Source organism: Pseudomonas sp. GW821-FHT09A09, assembly GCF_059418405.1.
In genome coordinates this window covers 87,055-104,932 of the sequence record NZ_JBWKPU010000023.1, presented here as the reverse complement: position 1 = coordinate 104,932, position 17,878 = coordinate 87,055, and the positions used below count along the sequence as shown (strand labels likewise).

The 17,878-nt window shown below is 59.3% G+C and carries 21 protein-coding genes; 12 read left to right on the top strand and 9 right to left on the bottom strand.

Going from position 1 to position 17,878, the window contains the following annotated elements:
* A partial coding sequence (locus AC07OV_RS20105; protein ID WP_495092837.1) for an RHS repeat domain-containing protein occupies positions 1–1,758 on the top strand: 1,758 nt, incomplete at its 5' end.
* Positions 1,759–2,405: 647 nt separating this feature from the next.
* A complete protein-coding gene (locus AC07OV_RS20100; RefSeq protein WP_495092836.1) occupies positions 2,406–2,816 on the top strand; it encodes a DUF6896 domain-containing protein in 411 nt (136 codons plus the stop codon).
* 115 nt (positions 2,817–2,931) lie between these two features.
* Here AC07OV_RS20100 and hemB read toward each other — a convergent pair whose 3' ends face one another.
* The 3 genes from hemB to AC07OV_RS20085 form a co-directional block, all read right to left on the bottom strand.
* Positions 2,932–3,906, bottom strand: coding sequence for a porphobilinogen synthase (gene hemB, locus AC07OV_RS20095; protein WP_176997546.1), 975 nt, complete (start codon positions 3,904–3,906; stop codon positions 2,932–2,934).
* A 127-nt stretch (positions 3,907–4,033) separates the two neighbouring features.
* Positions 4,034–4,876, bottom strand: coding sequence for a PhzF family phenazine biosynthesis protein (locus AC07OV_RS20090; RefSeq protein WP_495092835.1), 843 nt, complete (start codon positions 4,874–4,876; stop codon positions 4,034–4,036).
* A 3-nt stretch (positions 4,877–4,879) separates the two neighbouring features.
* Positions 4,880–5,578, bottom strand: coding sequence for a glutathione S-transferase N-terminal domain-containing protein (locus tag AC07OV_RS20085; protein WP_176997544.1), 699 nt, complete (start codon positions 5,576–5,578; stop codon positions 4,880–4,882).
* Between the two features lie 228 nt (positions 5,579–5,806).
* Between AC07OV_RS20085 and AC07OV_RS20080 the strand changes: the two genes are divergently transcribed.
* Positions 5,807–6,508 (top strand): histidine phosphatase family protein, encoded by a 702-nt coding sequence (locus AC07OV_RS20080; protein ID WP_176997543.1) that lies wholly within the window; start codon positions 5,807–5,809, stop codon positions 6,506–6,508.
* 52 nt (positions 6,509–6,560) lie between these two features.
* On the opposite strand, the gene AC07OV_RS20075 is transcribed toward AC07OV_RS20080, so the two are convergent.
* Positions 6,561–7,313 (bottom strand): TerC family protein, encoded by a 753-nt coding sequence (locus AC07OV_RS20075; protein ID WP_176997542.1) that lies wholly within the window; start codon positions 7,311–7,313, stop codon positions 6,561–6,563.
* 31 nt (positions 7,314–7,344) lie between these two features.
* A complete protein-coding gene (locus AC07OV_RS20070; protein WP_178925604.1) occupies positions 7,345–7,590 on the bottom strand; it encodes a hypothetical protein in 246 nt (81 codons plus the stop codon).
* Positions 7,591–7,724: 134 nt separating this feature from the next.
* Here AC07OV_RS20070 and nhaR point away from each other — a divergent pair, with 134 nt between their 5' ends.
* Positions 7,725–8,627, top strand: coding sequence for a transcriptional activator NhaR (nhaR, locus tag AC07OV_RS20065; RefSeq protein ID WP_176997540.1), 903 nt, complete (start codon positions 7,725–7,727; stop codon positions 8,625–8,627).
* 4 nt (positions 8,628–8,631) lie between these two features.
* Here the strand turns inward: nhaR and AC07OV_RS20060 are convergent, their stop codons facing one another.
* Together AC07OV_RS20060 and AC07OV_RS20055 are read right to left on the bottom strand one after the other, a co-directional pair.
* Entirely contained in the window at positions 8,632–9,789 is a 1,158-nt protein-coding gene (locus tag AC07OV_RS20060) for an MFS transporter (RefSeq protein WP_495092834.1), read from the bottom strand.
* Positions 9,790–9,947: 158 nt separating this feature from the next.
* Positions 9,948–10,457, bottom strand: coding sequence for a DUF1993 domain-containing protein (locus AC07OV_RS20055; protein WP_176997538.1), 510 nt, complete (start codon positions 10,455–10,457; stop codon positions 9,948–9,950).
* Between the two features lie 116 nt (positions 10,458–10,573).
* On the opposite strand from AC07OV_RS20055, the gene AC07OV_RS20050 reads away from it, so the two are divergent.
* Positions 10,574–11,224, top strand: coding sequence for a YceH family protein (locus AC07OV_RS20050; RefSeq protein WP_494998860.1), 651 nt, complete (start codon positions 10,574–10,576; stop codon positions 11,222–11,224).
* 119 nt (positions 11,225–11,343) lie between these two features.
* Here AC07OV_RS20050 and AC07OV_RS20045 read toward each other — a convergent pair whose 3' ends face one another.
* The gene (locus AC07OV_RS20045; RefSeq protein WP_495092833.1) at positions 11,344–12,162 is read right to left on the bottom strand and encodes a shikimate 5-dehydrogenase; all 819 of its coding nucleotides are present in this window, start codon (positions 12,160–12,162) and stop codon (positions 11,344–11,346) included.
* Positions 12,163–12,318: 156 nt separating this feature from the next.
* On the opposite strand from AC07OV_RS20045, the gene AC07OV_RS20040 reads away from it, so the two are divergent.
* From AC07OV_RS20040 to AC07OV_RS20030, 3 genes are all read left to right on the top strand, one after another.
* On the top strand, positions 12,319–12,672 hold the full coding sequence (locus AC07OV_RS20040; RefSeq protein ID WP_078741781.1) for a hypothetical protein: 354 nt from the start codon (positions 12,319–12,321) through the stop codon (positions 12,670–12,672).
* A gap of 235 nt (positions 12,673–12,907) precedes the next feature.
* A complete protein-coding gene (locus AC07OV_RS20035; RefSeq protein WP_071483469.1) occupies positions 12,908–13,102 on the top strand; it encodes a hypothetical protein in 195 nt (64 codons plus the stop codon).
* A gap of 91 nt (positions 13,103–13,193) precedes the next feature.
* A complete protein-coding gene (locus AC07OV_RS20030) occupies positions 13,194–13,376 on the top strand; it encodes a hypothetical protein (protein WP_495092832.1) in 183 nt (60 codons plus the stop codon).
* Between the two features lie 3 nt (positions 13,377–13,379).
* On the opposite strand, the gene AC07OV_RS20025 is transcribed toward AC07OV_RS20030, so the two are convergent.
* Positions 13,380–14,447, bottom strand: coding sequence for an AI-2E family transporter (locus AC07OV_RS20025; protein ID WP_176997534.1), 1,068 nt, complete (start codon positions 14,445–14,447; stop codon positions 13,380–13,382).
* 172 nt (positions 14,448–14,619) lie between these two features.
* Here AC07OV_RS20025 and AC07OV_RS20020 point away from each other — a divergent pair, with 172 nt between their 5' ends.
* The 4 genes from AC07OV_RS20020 to AC07OV_RS20005 all read left to right on the top strand — a co-directional run bounded on the left by AC07OV_RS20020 (position 14,620) and on the right by AC07OV_RS20005 (position 17,828).
* Positions 14,620–15,399 (top strand): creatininase family protein, encoded by a 780-nt coding sequence (locus AC07OV_RS20020; protein ID WP_495092831.1) that lies wholly within the window; start codon positions 14,620–14,622, stop codon positions 15,397–15,399.
* A gap of 79 nt (positions 15,400–15,478) precedes the next feature.
* The gene (locus AC07OV_RS20015; RefSeq protein WP_494998863.1) at positions 15,479–15,850 is read left to right on the top strand and encodes a sigma factor; all 372 of its coding nucleotides are present in this window, start codon (positions 15,479–15,481) and stop codon (positions 15,848–15,850) included.
* A gap of 36 nt (positions 15,851–15,886) precedes the next feature.
* On the top strand, positions 15,887–16,303 hold the full coding sequence (locus AC07OV_RS20010) for an organic hydroperoxide resistance protein (RefSeq protein ID WP_494998864.1): 417 nt from the start codon (positions 15,887–15,889) through the stop codon (positions 16,301–16,303).
* Positions 16,304–16,394: 91 nt separating this feature from the next.
* Positions 16,395–17,828, top strand: coding sequence for a catalase (locus AC07OV_RS20005; RefSeq protein ID WP_176997530.1), 1,434 nt, complete (start codon positions 16,395–16,397; stop codon positions 17,826–17,828).
* The last annotated feature ends 50 nt before the right edge of the window (positions 17,829–17,878 follow it).

Here is a 17,878-nt window from a genome sequence, read left to right as displayed (position 1 = left end):
CTCCTCGGTGTCGAGGACGGTCACTGGGCTTTAGCCTACGAGTACGACAACCAAAACCGCCTCACCGCCGAACACCAAGGGTGGGGCACCTTGCGTTATGGCTACGACGCCTGTGGCCAACTCCAGCACCTGCGCCTGCCCGACAACAACCGCCTGGTCTTCAATCATGCCAAAGGCGGCCACCTCGCCACCGTCGAACTCAATGGTGAAGTCCTCACCTCCCACCTGTTCAAAGCCGGCCAGGAACACCAACGCCAACAAGGCCAGCTCCTCAGCCACTACCACTACGACGACCAACAGCGCCTGCACGCCCACACCATCACCCAGCAGGAGCACCAGCTCTACGGACGCCACTACACCTACGACAAGTCCAGCAACCTCACCCGCCTGCTCGACACCCGCAAGGGCCAGCACGACTACACCTACGACCCACTGAACCGCCTCACCCGCGCCGACCACTCCCAGGACCTGCAAGAACGCTTCGCCCACGACCCGGCCGGCAACCTGCTCATGCAAAACCGCCCCGGCCCGGACATCGTCGCCGGTAACCGCTTGATGATCCAAGGCGACCGGCATTACGACTACGACGCCTTCGGGAACCTGATCCGTGAGCGACGTGGACGTGGGCACGCACTGGTCACTGAATACCGCTATGACTGCCAGCACCGGCTGATCGGAATCACGCAACCCAACGGGCAGACTGCTAGCTATCGCTATGACCCGTTTGGGAGGCGGATCAGCAAAACCGTTGACGGTATAACCACAGAGTTTTTCTGGCAGGGCGACAAGCTGATTGCCGAGCATCACAAAGACCGCCATCGCAGCTACCTCTACGAACCCGGTAGCTTCAGGCCCTTGGCTTTACTGGAAGGCTTTGGCCCCAAACAAACCAAGCCCTACCACTACCAACTCGACCACCTGGGCACCCCACAAGAACTCACCGCTCCCAACGGCGAAATCGTTTGGTCCGCCCATTACCGCGCCTACGGCGAAATCAGCCGCCTGGACGTCGGAAAAATCGACAACCCGCTGCGCTTCCAGGGCCAGTACTTCGATCAGGAAAGCGGGCTGCACTACAACCGGCATCGCTACTACAATCCGGATCTGGGTCGTTACCTGACACCGGACCCGGTGAAGCTGGCGGGTGGGATCAACGCGTACCAGTACGTGCCCAATCCTACGGGGTGGGTGGATCCGCTAGGTTTAAGCACATGTCCTGGAGGCGATGGCTGCAAGCCAAGCACCACAAATCAACCACCCACGGAAAGTGTTAATCACGGAGAACCTGCGCTACCGCAACTGACGCGTGGGCAGCGACAGGCAAGAATTGATGAGCTTGCTGAGGCTAACGCCTATAGGCGTCTAGACGAGCTTGAAAAGGCCACACCTGGTGCACACTTCTTGGAAAAACATGGTGCGCAAACAACACTCGAATCTCAGTACGAAAGGTTGCTGACAGCAAAAAACCCGACGACTGGAATTGTCGAGGTATACACCTCAGGCCCACATATAGGGGAGCCTAAATACCCACCTTCCGCAACTCATTACCTTAGCCATAGAGATCAATTAAATGCAATATACCGAGCACAGCTAATTTTTAGGAGAAAGGGCCATGTAGCGTCATTAAAACCAATGGACATGGGAAAAATTATTGGCGAAGGGTATTCCAAAGATGGAATGGAATACAGTCAACAGCGTAAAGCAAGAGTCATACTTAACAGCCACGGCAAACCTAAAACAGCCTATACAGAGCTATGAAAATGAAAGAAAAACCTAGTATGTCAATAATCCGCGGCCTACTGTTCACATATGACATAGAAAACACTGACGATCTAGAAAGAGAACGCTGCATATCCTCAAAAAACATAAATTCCGAAGCAGAGCTTATAGAGCTTTTCGACGAATTGACAAAACCGGAGTTTCTGTTGTACACAGAACCAGAGCAAGAATGGTTCATCGAATCAATCGAACATTTTTTGTCAACTGACAACAGCTTCGATGCAGTTTTCAAAACGATGACGACGTATTTTAGTGAGCCTGTAATTGACCAGAAAAAGTTCATGCAGACTCTTCTGAGTCGACTGAGACATTACAAAAGCTCTTGTTAGTTGAAAGAAAACGAGGTAAGCCCCTTTGGAATTGCAGTGTAGAATTCGAAGCCATTGCTCGCAACATGCATAGACCGCATATAACAACGCAAAACCCGTCAACGTGTTTGAGCACATCGAACAACGCTATATTATCGATGGGCACCATCGAGCTTCGGCAGCGAGACAAACGCACACCCCAGTCACTATAAAGCTGATCGAAAACTTGAAATCTTATAAAAGCTCGTATAACAGCGCTCAAGATGTCATAGACGAATCAAATGCAGTTGGACTCGACAGACTGGACAGGCCAAGAAGATGAAAAATAGAACGCTAGAAGACTTGATAAACGAATACATAAAACAAGTACAACAGGCAGCCGAGTTACTTGAGCATTCATTTGAAACTAAAGACATCCTAAAATTATGGTGGGCAAATAAAATCCCACGATGTGGCGTGCTTACTGATGGAGTGGAATACGAACTGCACGGAGTTGGCTGTAGCGTTTATCTTTCTGATATATGCATCGATTTCGACTATGGTCCTGGCGGGCGAGTTGATGGCTTCGACCCTTGGAGACTCTATATGTATGCATGCGAAACTCCACAACAGCATGAAAAATACACTGACATAAAGTTCCTAGAGCATGAGTTCAATGAATATCTAGAAAAGGGAAAGGTCAGAAAAATTGAAGGCTCCATGTCCAACTTGTATTTCATACAGCCTTGATTAAAAAACAACGCCCCATGATATTCCGTCTAGAAAAACAAAAAGATCTGACTCTTTCAGTATTGAGCGGCCCTGTGACAAGCAAACTCACCCGGCACAGAGCCACTCACCTAAATCAAATCCCCGCCAACGCCAAATCCATCGCAAAATACGTAAAAATCAAATCCGCCCCCGCGCGCTTGATCGATCCCAACGTCTCGCGCACCACCCGCGCTTCGTCAATCGCGCCCGCCTGGGCGCCGAACTTGATCATCGCGTACTCGCCGCTCACCTGGTACGCCGCCACCGGCAGGTGTGAGGCTTCGCGGATGTCGCGGATGATGTCGAGGTAGGCGCCGGCCGGCTTGACCATCAGTGCGTCCGCGCCTTCCTGTTCGTCCAGCAGCGATTCGCGCACGGCTTCGCGGCGGTTCATCGGGTTCATCTGGTAGCTTTTGCGATCGCCCTTGAGGGCGCTGCCGCCAGCTTCGCGGAACGGGCCGTAGAGGGCCGAGGCGAATTTGGTGGAGTAGGCCATGATCGGGATGTGGGTGAAGCCGGCGTCATCCAGTGCGCGGCGGATCGCCTGGACCTGGCCGTCCATGGCGGCGGACGGTGCGATGACATCGGCACCGGCGCGAGCGGCCGCCACGGCTTGTTTGCCGAGGTTGACCAGGGTTGCATCGTTGTCGACGTGGACGCCGTGCATCACGCCACAATGGCCGTGGTCGGTGTATTCGCAGAAGCAGGTGTCGGACATCACGACCATTTCCGGTACGGCGTCCTTGATGATCGAGGACATGCGTGAGACCAGGCCGCGTTCTTTCCAGGTGTCGCTGCCGCTGGCGTCCAGGTGGTGGGACACGCCGAAGGTCATGACCGACTTGATGCCGGCACGGGCATAACGCTCGATTTCGGCGGCGAGTTTTTTCTCAGGGATGCGCTGCACGCCCGGCATGCTGGTGATCGGTACGAAGTCGTCGATTTCTTCTTCGACGAAGATCGGCAGCACCAGGTCGTTCAGGGTGAACTCGGTTTCCTGGAACAAGCCACGCAGCTCCGGGGAGCGGCGCAGGCGGCGTGGGCGGGCTTGGGGGAACTGGCTGGTCATGGCTTTCCTGGCTTCCAAAACGGTAAAGGCATACATATTTGGGGCGAAAGCTTATGCCCCTAGGCCCCCACGGCACAAACGCGCGGGGACCAACAGTGTATTGCGAGGCCTGTAACAATGTATTGATCTAGAGCTGCAGGCGCCCGTCGATGCACACCGCAACCGCACCGCCCACCCATATTTCAGGGCCGTGGCGCTCGATGCGAATGCGCCCCGCCCGCCCCATTGCCGTGCCCTGGCTGACGACATAGCGCTCAGGCGCCAGGCCCTCCCCCAGCAGCCATTGGGCAACGCCCGCGTTCAGGCTGCCGGTGGCCGGGTCTTCCTGGGCGCCGTCACCGGCAATAAAGGCGCGCACTTCGAATTGCGCATCCACGGCATCGCGCACAGGGTCGCAGGCGGCGATCACGCCCACTGCCAGGCCCAGCAGTTGCGAGTAGTCTGGCTGTAAACCCAGCACCTGCTCGCGATCAGCCAGCATCAGCGCCAGCCAACCCGCGCCATTGTCGACCCACTGGCTGCGCAGGATCACTTCGGGCGCCAAACCCAACCCCAGGCGTACGCGCTCCAGCAACGGCGCCTCCACCGCGCCGGAACGTATCAGCGGCGGCGCGATAAAGGCCAGTTCATCCCCTTGGCGGCGGATACGCACCAGGCCGATTTCGCATTCCTGGATGATCTCTTCACCTTTGGGGATGCCCCCCGCCTGCAGCCACGCGTGGCAACTGCCCAGTGTGGGGTGGCCGGCGAACGGCAGCTCCTTGAGGGTGGTGAAAATTCGCACCCGGTAGTCGGCCTTCGGGTCACGCGGGGTCAGCAAAAACGTGGTTTCGCTGAGGTTGGTCCACTTGGCGAAATCGGCCATCTGTTGGTCAGTGAGGCTGTCGGCCCACAGCACCACCGCCAGCGGGTTGCCCTTGAGCGCGATGCGGCTAAAGACATCCAGCTGCTTGAAATCGAAGGTCGGCATGCGTCAACTCGGAATGTTCAGGCCACGGATCACGGCCGGGCGTGCGACAAAACCGTCCAGCGCACGCAGCACGTTGGGGAAATCAGCGATGCCCACCAAGTCGCCAGACTCATAGAAGCCGATCAGGTTGCGGATCCACGGGAAGGTGGCAATGTCGGCGATGCTGTAGTCATCACCCATGATCCAGGTGCGGCCCAGCAGGCGTTTTTCCAGCACATCCAGCAGGCGTCGGGATTCGGCGGCGTAGCGGTCGCGGGGGCGCTTGTCTTCGTAGGCCTTGCCGGCGAATTTGTTGAAAAAGCCCAATTGGCCAAACATCGGGCCGATACCGCCCATCTGGAACATCAGCCACTGGAGGGTTTCGTAGCGGGTGGCCGGGTCTTCGGACAGCAGTTGGCTGGTTTTTTCCGCCAGGTAAATCAGGATCGCGCCGGACTCGAACAGCGCCAACGGCTGCCCGCTCGGGCCATTGGGGTCGATGATCGCCGGGATCTTGTTGTTGGGGTTCAGGGACAGGAACTCGGGTGACAGTTGGTCCTGGGTCTCGAAACTGACTTTGTGCGCTTCATAGGGCAGGCCCAGTTCCTCGAGCATGATCGACACCTTGACGCCGTTGGGCGTGGGCAACGAATACAGCTGCAAACGTTCTGGGTGCTGGGCCGGCCATTTGCTGTTGATCGGGAAAGCGGCGAGTGCGTTCATCGGGAAATCCCTGGGCAGAAAGCCCCCATGATAGTCACCTGAGCGCCACTGTGCATGGGTCATCAATGCGCAACATACCCACGCTAATCTGCGGCGCAGGCGAACCAAAGCGTCAATGCGGACTCATACGTGCGCCCACACGGTGAAAGGAGACACCTCGTACAACGACAAGGAAAACCACAGCGGGCCCATCCGCCTTAATCCGAAGCACGAAGACTCGAACCTACAATGACAATCAAGCCTCTGTGCCTTGCGCAACGCCTCAAACGCTATACCTACATCTTGCCGTCGCTGCTGTTGCTGGGCGGCGCCATCGGGCTGACGCTCGAATCCCCGTTGAGCAAGGCCGAACAGGTGGACGGCGTGCAAACCCTGGTCTTCCTGCGCCACGGTGAAAAACCCAGCGGCGGCCTCGGCCAGCTCAACTGCCAGGGCCTGAACCGCGCGATGAACCTGGCCACCGTATTGCCGGAAAAATTCGGCAAGGCCAATTTCGTGTTTGCCGCCAACCCGACGCGCAATGTCGAGGAAGGCGAGAAGGACAATTCATACAGCTATATTCGCCCCCTGATGACCATCAGCCCCAGCGCCATCAAGCTGGGCCTGCCGGTGAACATCAAGTTCTCGGCAAATGACACCAGTGCCCTGGCCGACGAACTGGTGGAAGACAAGTATCACAACGCGATCATTTACACCGCCTGGTCACACGGCTACCTGCCGGAGCTGATCAACAAGGTGGCCAGTGAAGCCTCGGGCGAAAAGCACACGATTACCCAGGATTGGTCGGGCAGCGACTACGATACGCTGTACGTACTGACATTGACCTGGCACAACGGCAAGGCTTCGCTGCTGAGCCGCAACTACAAGCAAGGCCTGGACAACGGCGGCCAGAATTGCCCTGAACCCACCCAGGTCAGCGCCGAATTGTAATGGGCCGCACACTGAAAACGCCGCATTCTGACCAGCAGAATGCGGCGTTTTTTTATTGGCGGGCGGCGAGCAAGCGCTTGTGGCGGTTGCGTCGTGCGATGTTCAGGCACTCGATCACGGCGGAGAACGCCATGGCGGCATACACGTAGCCTTTTGGCACATGGGCGCCGAAGCCTTCGGCGATCAGCGTCATGCCGATCATGATCAAAAAGCCCAGGGCCAGCATGACCACGGTCGGGTTGTCGTTGATGAACTTGGCCAACGGCTCGGCCGCCACCAGCATCACGATCACCGACGTCACCACGGCAATGATCATGATCGGCAAGTGTTCGGTCATGCCAACAGCCGTGATGATGCTGTCGATGGAGAACACCAGGTCGAGCAACAGGATCTGCCCGATGGCCGCAGCAAAGCCGATCGCCACGACGTTGCCAGCACTGGTTTCTTTCTCTTCCGGCTCCGGGTCCATGCTGTGATGGATTTCGGTGGTCGCCTTCCAGACCAGGAACAGGCCACCGGCGATCAGGATCATGTCTTTCCACGAAAACGCCTGGCCGAAGATCTCGAACACCGGCGCCGTCAGTTGCACGATGAACGCGATGGTACTCAACAGGCCCAGGCGCAAGACCAACGCCATGCTGATACCGATGCGCCGGGCCTTGGCCCGATGCTTTTCCGGCAATTTGTTGGTGAGAATCGAGATAAAGATCAGGTTATCGATGCCCAGTACGATTTCCATGACGATCAAGGTCGCCAGTGCAACCCAGGCGGTGGGGCTGGCGGCCAGTTGTAAAAGGTAGTCCATAGGTCAGTCCTGACGTGGTAATGCTGGGGAATTAGGTTTCTTTGGTGTCGGAAGCGTCTTCGGCTTCTTTTTCCGGCTTCTCAGGCTTGATCAGCCCCTGGGTTGCTTCACTCAACGCCTGCTCGGCAGCCTTGTGGGTATCGTCGATCGCTTGCTTGGCCGATTCGGTCGCCTTGCCCAGCACTTGCTGGGCGCTCTTCTCAACCTGATCACAACCACTGACCACTACCAATGAAAGCGCAAGCAACGACGCGGCGCCCAGGGAATTGAGTTTCATGAAGTATTCCTCGTTAGAACCATTGGGTCCAAGTAGTGGCCCCTCGATAGCGAGGCATTCTATGCAGGCGAACACTTCAGGAAAATTCGTATTTTTCTCGCGTATACTTCGGTTTTCACGAAGTGATTGCCATCGTGCTCAATTACCGACAACTGCATTACTTCTGGGTCGTGGCCAAGACCGGCAGCATCGTGCGCGCCTGTGAGCAACTGAACCTCACGCCCCAGACCATCAGCGGGCAGATCAGCCTGCTCGAGCAAACCTTTGGCGTTGCATTGTTCCAACGTGTCGGCCGCCAGCTTGAACTGACCGAGGCCGGGCGCCAGGCCCTGCCCTACGCAGAGCAAATGTTCCAGACCGGCAACGAGCTGGAGGCGATGTTGCGCGCCCAGCCCAATGAACAGCAGATCCTGTTTCGCGTCGGCGTGGCGGATGTGGTGCCCAAATCCATCGTCTACCGGCTGATCGCCCCGACCATGGAGCTCAGTGAACCGATCCGCATCACCTGTCGTGAGGACAAACTCGAACGCTTGTTGGCCGACCTGGCGATCCAGCGCCTGGACCTGGTGATTTCCGACAGCCCCATGCCCTCTCACTTGGACATCAAGGGTTACAGCCAGAAACTGGGGGAATGCGGCATCAGCTTTTTCGCCACCCAGGCGTTGGCTGACCGGTACGGCGGCGATTTCCCACACTGTCTGCAGGGTGCGCCGCTGTTGATTCCTGGCGCAGAGACGGTAGTGCGCAGCCGTTTGCAGCGCTGGTTTGCAGAGCAGCAAATCCAGCCGAAGATCATCGGTGAATTCGACGACAGCGCGTTGATGCAGGCTTTCGGCCAATCCGGCAGCGGGATATTCATCGCCCCCAGCGTGATTGCCGATGAGGTAGTGCGCCAATACGGCGTGGCGCTGATTGGCCAGACCGACGCGGTGACCGAGTCGTTCTACGCGATCTCGGTGGAGCGCAAGGTCAAGCACCCCGGCATCGTGGCGATTACCGAAGGTGCTCGACGGGAGCTGTTTACCGCCCTGCCCTGACTACTCAGGCGCCCGCGGTGTCTGGTTGCCTGGCGGTCATCAGCCACAGGGCCAGCAGGATCGATACGAAGATAAACCCGGACGCCGCAAACCCCAGGCTACCCAGGCCCAGGTTGTCGATCACATGCCCGCCAACCATGGCGCCCAAGCCAATCCCCAGGTTGCCCCCGGCAATGTTCAACGACGCGGCAAACGCCGGCGCGTGGGGCGCGGCCTTCATCAAGCGCACGTGGCTGACCAGAAACATCGCGGCCTGGGTCACGCCCCACACCGCCATCGCAGCGGCCAGACCAAGGGTGGAGTGAATCGCGGGCACCAGCGCCACCATACCGGCAATCATGAACGCGCAGAACACCATCGACGCAATCAGAGGGTGACGATCCACCGCACGGCCGCCCAGCGCATTGCCGATCAGCCCGACAGCGCCAAAACCCATCAGGCACCAGCCCACCAGCGAGCCGTCGAACCCGGCCAGGCGCTCGAGGATGTCCGCCAGGTAGGTATAGGCGGTGAACATGCCACAGAACACCAGGATCGACAGCAGGATATGCCCCTGCATCAGCGGGCTGCGCAGGATCTTGAACTGCGCGCGCAAGGTCACTTGGTCGTTCTTCGGTTTCGTCACCGGCAGGTAGATGAACAGCAGCAAGGCCTTGGCCAAGGCCACCACGGCGAGGATCGCAAATGCGCTGCGCCAGCCGAACATGTCGGAAATCAGCGTGCCCACGGGAATGCCGAACACCGTGGCGCAGACAATGCCAAAACCGATCTTCTCGATGGCTCGCCCGGCGTATTCGGGACCGACGATGTCCACCGCCGTTTCACTGGCCAAGGCCCAGAACACTGGCAACCCCAGGGCCGGGATCAACCGCGCCAATGCCATTACCCAGATATTCGGCGCCAGCGCCGCCACGGTATTGGCTATGCCAAACAGGACCAGGATGACGATAAACAGTCGCTTGCGCTGGAATCGCGCGAAATACGCCGTGAGAAACGGGCCGAATGCCGCGACGGTAAACGCGAATAACGTCACCAGCAGCCCCGCCTGGGGCACGCTGACGTTCAGGTCCCGCGCAATAGAGGGCAGCAGGCCGACAATCACAAACTCTGTGGTCAGCACGGTAAAACCGGCAGCCGACAACAGCAGGATAGGGAACAACATGAAAACTCCAGAAACGACAACATCAACGACAACCCGAGGGTTCGCTGAAAGATAGAGTGATAAAGGGATGTCGAATCTTAACAGAGTGTGTCGAATGCAGCCCATGAAAAAGCCCGGTGGTGCCTGCTGGCACACACCGGGCTTCGACGCATCAAGGCTTAGAACGCGCCCATGTAGTCGCGTTTGCCCACTTCCACACCGTTGTGACGCAGCAAGGCGTACGCGGTGGTGACGTGGAAGAAGAACTGCGGCAGGCCGTAGGTCAGCAGGTAGGACTGGCCGCTGAAGCGCTTCTCTTTAGGAGTGCCTGGGCGGGTGATGATTTCGATGCCTTCCTTGCCGTCGATTTGCTCAGGCTGGATAGTGTCGACAAACGACAGCACCTTGGCGATCAGCGCCTGCAGGTCGGCGAAGGTCACTTCGCTGTCATCGTATTTAGGCACTTCGATCTCGGCCAGGCGCGCCGAAACGCCCTTGGCGAAGTCGACGGCGATCTGTACCTGGCGCACCAGCTGGAACATGTCCGGGAACAGACGCGCTTGCAGCAGGGCATTGGGCTCGATGTTCTTGGCAGTGGCGTGGGCTTCAGCTTTGGTCAACACACCGCTCAGGGCGGTGAGCATTTGCTTGAAGACCGGAATGGAAGCGGCGTACAGGGAAATAGTCATGGCAGTCTCATGGGTGATGGCACGGTTTGAACAGGCGACGATTATAGACCGGCCCGTCGCTTGTCTTTTATTTTTTCCGGCTTACGCTAGGCACTTCACTGCATAGGGAAAGCGCGATGACCGCCGAGCACGACACCGACACCCCTGAGCCGCGCCTGAACAGCACGGAAATCCGCATCCTGGGCTGCCTGATCGAGAAACAGGCGACCAACCCGGAAACCTACCCCCTGACCCTCAACGCCCTGGTGCTGGCCTGCAACCAGAAAACCAGCCGCGAGCCCGTGACCAACCTCAGCCAGGGCCAGGTCGGCCAGAGCCTGCGGGCGCTGGAAGGCCTGGGTTTTACCCGCTTGGTAATGGGCAGCCGTGCCGATCGCTGGGAGCATCGCGTGGACAAGGCGCTGGAACTGGTGCCGGCCCAGGTGATCCTGATCGGGCTGCTGTTCCTGCGCGGGCCGCAAACCGTCAACGAACTGCTGACCCGCAGCGGGCGCATGCATGACTTTGAAGATGCCGAGCAGGTGGTGCACCAGCTTGAGCGCTTGATTGCACGCGGGCTGGCGCTGCTGGTGCCGCGTCAGGCCGGGCAGCGGGAAGATCGCTACACCCATGCGCTGGGGGATCCGGCGGATATCGAGGCGATACTGTCTGCACGGGGGAATCCGGTGGAGCGTGGGACGGGGGGTGTTTCGGTCGAGCGCATCGAAGAGCTGGAAGCGCGGATTGCAGCGCTGGAAGAGCGCCTGGCCCAGCTGGAACAGGCCTGACGCTATCCAAAATGTAGGAGCTGGCTTGCCTGCGATAGCGGTGTTTCAGTCATAGATATCTAACCTGTTATATCGCTATCGCTGGCAAGCCAGCTCCCACAGGGGCTCTCCAGTGCCCGTTAACCTCGGGCAAAATCCACTGCCGCCTGGAACTGCTCCTGCGTCGGCCGCACCCCGGTATAGAGCACGAACTGCTCCAACGCCTGGATCGCAATCACCTCCAACCCGGCGACCACCCGCTTACCCTGGGCACGACCGCGCACGATCAACGGCGTTTCGGCGGGGATCGCCACCACATCAAACACAGTCTCTGCACGCTCAATCGCATCAGCCTCAAACGCCAGCGCGTCCGCCTCAGGCCCGCCGGTCATGCCGATCGGCGTGACGTTGATCAGCATCTGCGGGCGCAACTCGCCCAGCTCGGCCTGCCACTCATACCCCAGGTTCTGCGCCAGCGCGCGGCCCGCCACTTCGTTGCGCGCCACGATAACGCCATTGGCATACCCACCGTCCCGCAAGGCACTGGCCACGGCTTTGGCCATGCCACCGCTGCCGCGCAGGGCGAACGTCGATGCCTTGGGCACTGCGTGCTTCTTCAGCAGTTGCTCGATGGCGATGTAGTCGGTGTTGTAGGCCTTGAGGTGGCCGTCGGTGTTGACGATGGTGTTCAGGGAGTCGATGGCCTGGACCGACTCATCCAGTTCGTCCACCAGGGCAATGGCGGCTTCCTTGAACGGCATCGAAACCCCGCAACCGCGCACGCCCAGCGCCCGAATACCGCCGATCGCGCCGGGCAAATCCCGGCTGCTGAAAGCCTTATAGTAGAAGTTCAGACCCAGCTGTTCGTACAGGTGGTTATGGAAACGCAAGCCAAAATTCCCGGGACGCGCCGACAATGACATGCACAGTTGGGTGTCTTTGTTGGGGTGCATCTGCATGAATAACTCCTTTGAGTAAGCAAACCGGTACAGACCTTACACAACCTTTACCTATCGGCCGTGCTGTTTTTCAGAAATACGTTGTCTTAAAAGTATCCCCGCGACATTACTTGAGTCTATTGATTGCAGACCACAAGCGCAGGGGCTAACCGAGGAATGACCATGATTCGTAAAATCCCCAAGATCGCCTTGCTTATCGGCGCACTCGCTATGGCAGGCCAAGCCTCCGCCCACGGTGGTGGCTGGGGTGGCCCGGCCATATTGGGTGGTTTGATCGGCGCAGCCGTTGTCGGCTCCGTGGTGGCCAGCCAGTCCCAGCCGGTCTACGTGCAGCAACCCGTGTATGTGCAGCCGCAACCGGTCTATGCCGCGCCGCCACCGGTCTACTACGCACCGCCACCACCGGTGTATGTGCAACAACAGGTTTACTACCGCCCGGCGCCGGTCTACTACGGCCCACCGCGTGGTTATTACGGCCCTCCCCACGGCTACTATGGCCGCGGCTGGTAATACGTGAGTCGACACGACAGGAACAGGCCTCGCCCACACGCGGGGCCTTTTTTTTGCCTGCAAAGTCCGGATTCATCGTGCCAAGGTCGCTGTCAGAACAATGCCCGGGGCGTAATCGCACATGATTGATGGCAATGTCTACTTGCCCGGACACGGCTAGCACTGTCATGTTTGCGTCACGCAACAGTCTCACTATCGACCCTGTCCACCCAATAACAACTAAGGACGACCGACCATGCCCACGCAAAACCCGCACCGCACCGCTGGCCTGTGCACGTCCAGCAAGGTCTACAGCGCCCTGACCGAGCTCAAGCACCTCGAAGGCCACCGCAGCGCCAAATTCCTGGCCCTGCTGGCAGAAAACCTGGTGCGCAAGGGCCTGCTCAGTGAACAGGAAGTGGTGATCATGCTCGACCAGGTGGTGGATTGACGCCTGGCGTTGATGTCGACTATCGAGACAGGTGATTTTTCCCCGGGGCCGCAGCCCCGTAAGGTGACCTCCATAACGATTGGAGGTACGTATGCCCACTGCTCACATAATGTCCGTCATCGGCAGCGCCGTCCCCGCCCCTCTTCGGGAGCGTGGGCTACTGGCTTGCTGGTACGTGGTACGCGATGGCGAAACCATCAGCGGCCCAATCACGTCGCTGTCCGCCGCCGAAAAACAGCTGCAAACCGCCTCGAACTTCAGGCTTCACGCCTGATTACTACGGCAACGGCAGCTTGACCCGCGGTTTGCTTTCCACAAACAACGCCCAGCTCGACATGAACAACGCCGCCACCAACGGCCCGATCACAAACCCGTTCAGGCCAAACACCGACAGGCCGCCCAGGGTCGAGATCAGGATCAGGTAGTCCGGCATCTTGGTGTCCTTGCCCACCAGGATCGGCCGCAGCACGTTGTCCACCAGGCCAATCACAAACACCCCGAACAACCCCAGCACCACCCCCTGCCAGATCGAACCGCTTAACAGGAAGTAAGCGGCCACCGGCCCCCACACAATCCCTGCACCGACTGCCGGCAGCAGCGACAGAAACGCCATCAACACCGCCCAGAGCAACGCACTGGGGATGTCCAAAAACCAGAAGATCAAACCACCTAACGCGCCCTGGGTCACGGCCACCAATACGTTGCCCTTGACCGTGGCCCGCACCACCCGGTTGAACTTGAGCTGCAACCGGCGCTTCTGCGGCTCGGCCAGAGGCACCGCCGTGCGCACTTTGCGCACCAGTTCCGGGCCATCGCGCAGCAGGAAAAACAGCAAATACAGCATGATGAAAAAGCTCACCAGGAAATCAAACGTGCCCTGGCCAAAGCTGAACGCCTGGGACGCAAAGAACTGGCTGCCCTGCATCGCGCTCTTGACGATCTTCTCCCGCAAGCCTTCCAGGTTGCCCATGCCGAAGCGATCCAGCAGGTGCTGGAAGTACGGCGGCAAGATGTTCTTGAACTGCTCGATGTACCCCGCCACGTCCAATTTGCCGCTTTCGATGTTCTTGTAGAGTGTCGCGCCCTCCTGCACCAACAAAGCACTGGTGATGATCACCGGCAAAATGGCGATCACCAGGCACACCGTCAGGGTGGCCAGCGAGGTCAGGTTGCGGTTCCAGCCAAATTTCATGTGCAGCCGGCGTTGCATCGGCGCAAAGATGATGCCCAGGATCACCGCCCAGAACACTGCGCCGTAAAACGGCAGCAATATCCAGATAAAGGCGATGGTGACCAGGGCCAGCAGTAACAGCAGGGTCTTGAATTGCAGGTTGGTAGGGTTCATGTCCGGTCCATGTCAGAAAAACAGGACGCGTGTGTGCGCCCTGTTGTTTAGTCCGCGCCAGCAGCGGCGAGTGCCCTTGATCGACACCTACGTGCAATGTCGCCTTGCGAAACCCCGTGATGTGATGCCCACGCACACCTGATGTTCCATCACTGAACCGTGAGGCCTCACCATGCTTTTACATCTGTCGACCTGGTCTGAAATCGAGACATTCCTGCAGCGCAGCCGTACCATCGTCATCCCCATCGGCTCCAACGAACAGCACGGCCCCATCGGCCTGCTGGGCACCGACTGGATGTGCCCGCAGATCATTGCGCATCACGCCCAGGAATCCGCCGATATCCTGATCGCCCCCACTTTCAACATCGGCATGGCACAGCATCACCTCGGCTTTCCCGGCACCATCACGCTGCGCCCCTCGACCTTTATTGCCGCCATCGAAGACTGGACCCGCTCGCTGGTGGCACACGGCTTCGAGAAGATCTATTTCCTCAATGGCCACGGCGGCAATATCGCGTCGATTGAGGCCGCGTTTTCCCAGCTGTATGCCGAAGCCAGCTTCGCCAGGCGGCCTGCCGGGTTTGCCTTGAAACTGACGAACTGGTGGGACCTGGAAGGCGTGGGCGCACTGGCCAACCAGCAATTTCCTAGCGGGCATGGCATTCATGCCACACCGTCGGAAATCGCCGTGACGCAGTGGGCTTATCCAGACGCGATCAAGTCGGCAGAGTATTCGCCAAAAATCGCCAACTCTGGGCCGATCCGCGAGGCTCACGACTTCCGCTCGCGCTTCCCGGATGGCCGCATGGGCTCCGACCCGGGCCAGGCAACGCCGGAGAAAGGCCGCGAACTGGTCCTGCTCGCAGCCCTCGGGCTGGTCAAGGAGCTGGAGGCATTCAGTCGGGAAACGGCACCGTTCGGCGCGGCCAGCGGTTCGACTAACAACTGCTAACAGCACATAACTGGCCGTATCACCGGCAAGGCATCACCCTTGAGGCTCACCACCGTCAGCATTCAAGAGGGATGCCATCATGACCGAAGGGTATCGCGCCAGTTGCCTGTGCAAGGTTGATCGACTCGCCAATGAAGCGCTGCGCACCTTGATGGCGAATGTCGTCAACGGTGACCGCGGTGCTTCGCGGCGACTGTCCACCCAGGTCACGCCGCTGCTCAGCGCGTTTTATGAGGGTCAGGTGCAAGCGGGAAGAGTTCGCCCGGAACAGGTCGAGTACCTGGTCCAACGCGCCTTCAAGACACTCCTGGAAAACCGTGCCCACTACAACCCCGGTCTGCCCTTTCGCGCCTGGTTGCTGGATATCGCGCGCGGCACCTTGCTCAGCCATCTGCATGCCAACACCGTCGTCCCTCTGTTGAACCCGCCCGACATCCTGTGGGCTATCTGACCCCACCCCCAACGCCGCCAGCTTCCAGGACAGTCCATGTTGAGCATCGAAAAAGTTCTTTACTCCGGCCACACCCGCACCACCGGCGGTCGTGAGGGCACCGGCCAAAGCGATGATGGCCGGCTGCGGGTCAAACTGTCGCCGCCTGGGGCGCCCGGCAACGGCACCAACCCCGAGCAACTGTTCGCGGTGTGCTGGTCGGCCTCATTCCTGGGCGCCCTGCGCCACGCCTGCAACGCCCGCAAGATCAGTTTCCCGGCCATGGCGGCCGTGGACGCTCACGTTGATTTGTTGCACGGTGAGCAAGGCTTTTTCCTGCAAGCGCGCATCAACGTTTCATTGCCTGACATCGAAGCGGACACCGCCCAGCAATTGATCGAAGCCGCTCACCAGAACTGCCCTTACTCCAAAGCCACCCGTCGCAACATCGAGGTCAGCTTTACACTCGCCTGAAGGTGCGTCAGTCGATACCTACGTGCAATCGCCCTGCCCCGGGTGCTCTGTTTTGATGTGACACAACAACCAGACATCAGGGGACTCGCGCATGAAAAAACTGACCACAGCCGCCGGCGCACCGGTGGTCGACAACAACCACTCGCAGACTGCCGGCCCCCGCGGCCCCGTGTTGTTGCAGGACGTGTGGTTACTGGAAAAACTCGCCCACTTCGACCGCGAGGTGATTCCGGAGCGCCGCATGCACGCCAAGGGCTCCGGCGCGTTCGGCACGTTCACCGTCACCCATGACATCAGCCACTTCACCAAGGCCGACCTGTTCTCGCACATCGGCAAGACCACAGAAGTGTTCGTGCGTTTTTCCACAGTGGCGGGCGAGCGCGGGGCGGCGGATGCCGAGCGTGATATCCGCGGCTTTGCCATCAAGTTCTACACTGCCCAAGGCAACTGGGACCTGGTGGGCAATAACACCCCGGTGTTCTTCCTGCGCGACCCCTTGAAATTCCCCGACCTCAATCACGCGGTCAAACGCGACCCCCGCACCCACATGCGCAGCGCCCGCAATAATTGGGACTTCTGGACCCTGCTGCCCGAAGCCCTGCACCAGGTCACGATTGTGATGAGCGACCGAGGCGTGCCGCAGTCCTACCGGCACATGCATGGTTTCGGCAGCCATACGTTCAGCTTCATCAGCCCGGCAAACCAGCGATTCTGGGTGAAGTTCACCTGGAGAACCGAACAAGGCATCCACAACCTCACCGATGAACAAGCCAGCGCCGTGATCGGACAGGACCGCGAAAGCGCCCAACGCGACCTCTATACCAGCATCGAGGAGGGCCGCTTCCCACGGTGGAAGCTCTATGTGCAGGTCATGCCCGAGGCCGATGCAGCCCACTGCCCGATCAACCCCTTCGACCTGACCAAGGTCTGGCCACACCGGGATTACCCGCTGATCGAAGTGGGCCTGCTGGAGCTTAATCGCAACCCCGACAACTACTTCGCCGACGTCGAACAAGCCGCCTTCAACCCCGCCAACGTAGTGCCGGGCATCAGTTTCTCGCCGGACAAAATGCTCCAGGCGCGCCTGTTTGCCTACGGCGACGCACAGCGCTACCGCGTGGGCGTGAACCACCACCAGATCCCGGTGAATGCGCCGCGCTGCCCGGTCAACAGCTATCACCGCGACGGGCAGATGCGCACCGACGGTAACGCCGGCAGCATCCCGGGCTACGAGCCCAACAGCCAGGCCCAGTGGGCCGAACAAGCGGATTTTCGCGAGCCTCCGTTGGCCCTGCAAGGCAGCGCCGCGCACTGGAACCACCGGGAAGATGACGATTATTTCTCCCAGCCCGGTGCGCTGTTCCGCCTGATGAGTCCGGCGCAACAACAGCTGCTGTTTGCCAACACGGCACGCTCGATCCAGGGCGCCAGCGCCGACGCCAAGACACGTCATATCCAGCACTGCACCCTCGCCGATCCGGCGTACGGCGCAGGTGTTGCCCAAGCCATCGAACGACTGGGGTGAGCCACATGGAACTCAAGCCGCCGCGCTGGCCGCGCACCCTGACGCTGATC

What these genes read in the sequence shown, in the direction of transcription:
- AC07OV_RS20090 (WP_495092835.1), bottom strand. Translation starts at nt 4,876, where the DNA reads ATGCCGACCTTCGATTTCAAGCAGCTGGATGTCTTTAGCCGCATCGCG.
- AC07OV_RS20100 (WP_495092836.1), top strand. Translation starts at nt 2,406, where the DNA reads ATGAAAAATAGAACGCTAGAAGACTTGATAAACGAATACATAAAACAA.
- AC07OV_RS20025 (WP_176997534.1), bottom strand. Translation starts at nt 14,447, where the DNA reads ATGAACCCTACCAACCTGCAATTCAAGACCCTGCTGTTACTGCTGGCC.
- AC07OV_RS20030 (WP_495092832.1), top strand. Translation starts at nt 13,194, where the DNA reads ATGCCCACTGCTCACATAATGTCCGTCATCGGCAGCGCCGTCCCCGCC.
- AC07OV_RS20070 (WP_178925604.1), bottom strand. Translation starts at nt 7,590, where the DNA reads ATGAAACTCAATTCCCTGGGCGCCGCGTCGTTGCTTGCGCTTTCATTG.
- AC07OV_RS20020 (WP_495092831.1), top strand. Translation starts at nt 14,620, where the DNA reads ATGCTTTTACATCTGTCGACCTGGTCTGAAATCGAGACATTCCTGCAG.
- AC07OV_RS20005 (WP_176997530.1), top strand. Translation starts at nt 16,395, where the DNA reads ATGAAAAAACTGACCACAGCCGCCGGCGCACCGGTGGTCGACAACAAC.
- AC07OV_RS20055 (WP_176997538.1), bottom strand. Translation starts at nt 10,457, where the DNA reads ATGACTATTTCCCTGTACGCCGCTTCCATTCCGGTCTTCAAGCAAATG.
- AC07OV_RS20045 (WP_495092833.1), bottom strand. Translation starts at nt 12,162, where the DNA reads ATGCAGATGCACCCCAACAAAGACACCCAACTGTGCATGTCATTGTCG.
- AC07OV_RS20010 (WP_494998864.1), top strand. Translation starts at nt 15,887, where the DNA reads ATGTTGAGCATCGAAAAAGTTCTTTACTCCGGCCACACCCGCACCACC.
- AC07OV_RS20080 (WP_176997543.1), top strand. Translation starts at nt 5,807, where the DNA reads ATGACAATCAAGCCTCTGTGCCTTGCGCAACGCCTCAAACGCTATACC.
- AC07OV_RS20075 (WP_176997542.1), bottom strand. Translation starts at nt 7,313, where the DNA reads ATGGACTACCTTTTACAACTGGCCGCCAGCCCCACCGCCTGGGTTGCA.
- AC07OV_RS20085 (WP_176997544.1), bottom strand. Translation starts at nt 5,578, where the DNA reads ATGAACGCACTCGCCGCTTTCCCGATCAACAGCAAATGGCCGGCCCAG.
- AC07OV_RS20040 (WP_078741781.1), top strand. Translation starts at nt 12,319, where the DNA reads ATGACCATGATTCGTAAAATCCCCAAGATCGCCTTGCTTATCGGCGCA.
- hemB (WP_176997546.1), bottom strand. Translation starts at nt 3,906, where the DNA reads ATGACCAGCCAGTTCCCCCAAGCCCGCCCACGCCGCCTGCGCCGCTCC.
- AC07OV_RS20060 (WP_495092834.1), bottom strand. Translation starts at nt 9,789, where the DNA reads ATGTTGTTCCCTATCCTGCTGTTGTCGGCTGCCGGTTTTACCGTGCTG.
- AC07OV_RS20050 (WP_494998860.1), top strand. Translation starts at nt 10,574, where the DNA reads ATGACCGCCGAGCACGACACCGACACCCCTGAGCCGCGCCTGAACAGC.
- AC07OV_RS20035 (WP_071483469.1), top strand. Translation starts at nt 12,908, where the DNA reads ATGCCCACGCAAAACCCGCACCGCACCGCTGGCCTGTGCACGTCCAGC.
- AC07OV_RS20015 (WP_494998863.1), top strand. Translation starts at nt 15,479, where the DNA reads ATGACCGAAGGGTATCGCGCCAGTTGCCTGTGCAAGGTTGATCGACTC.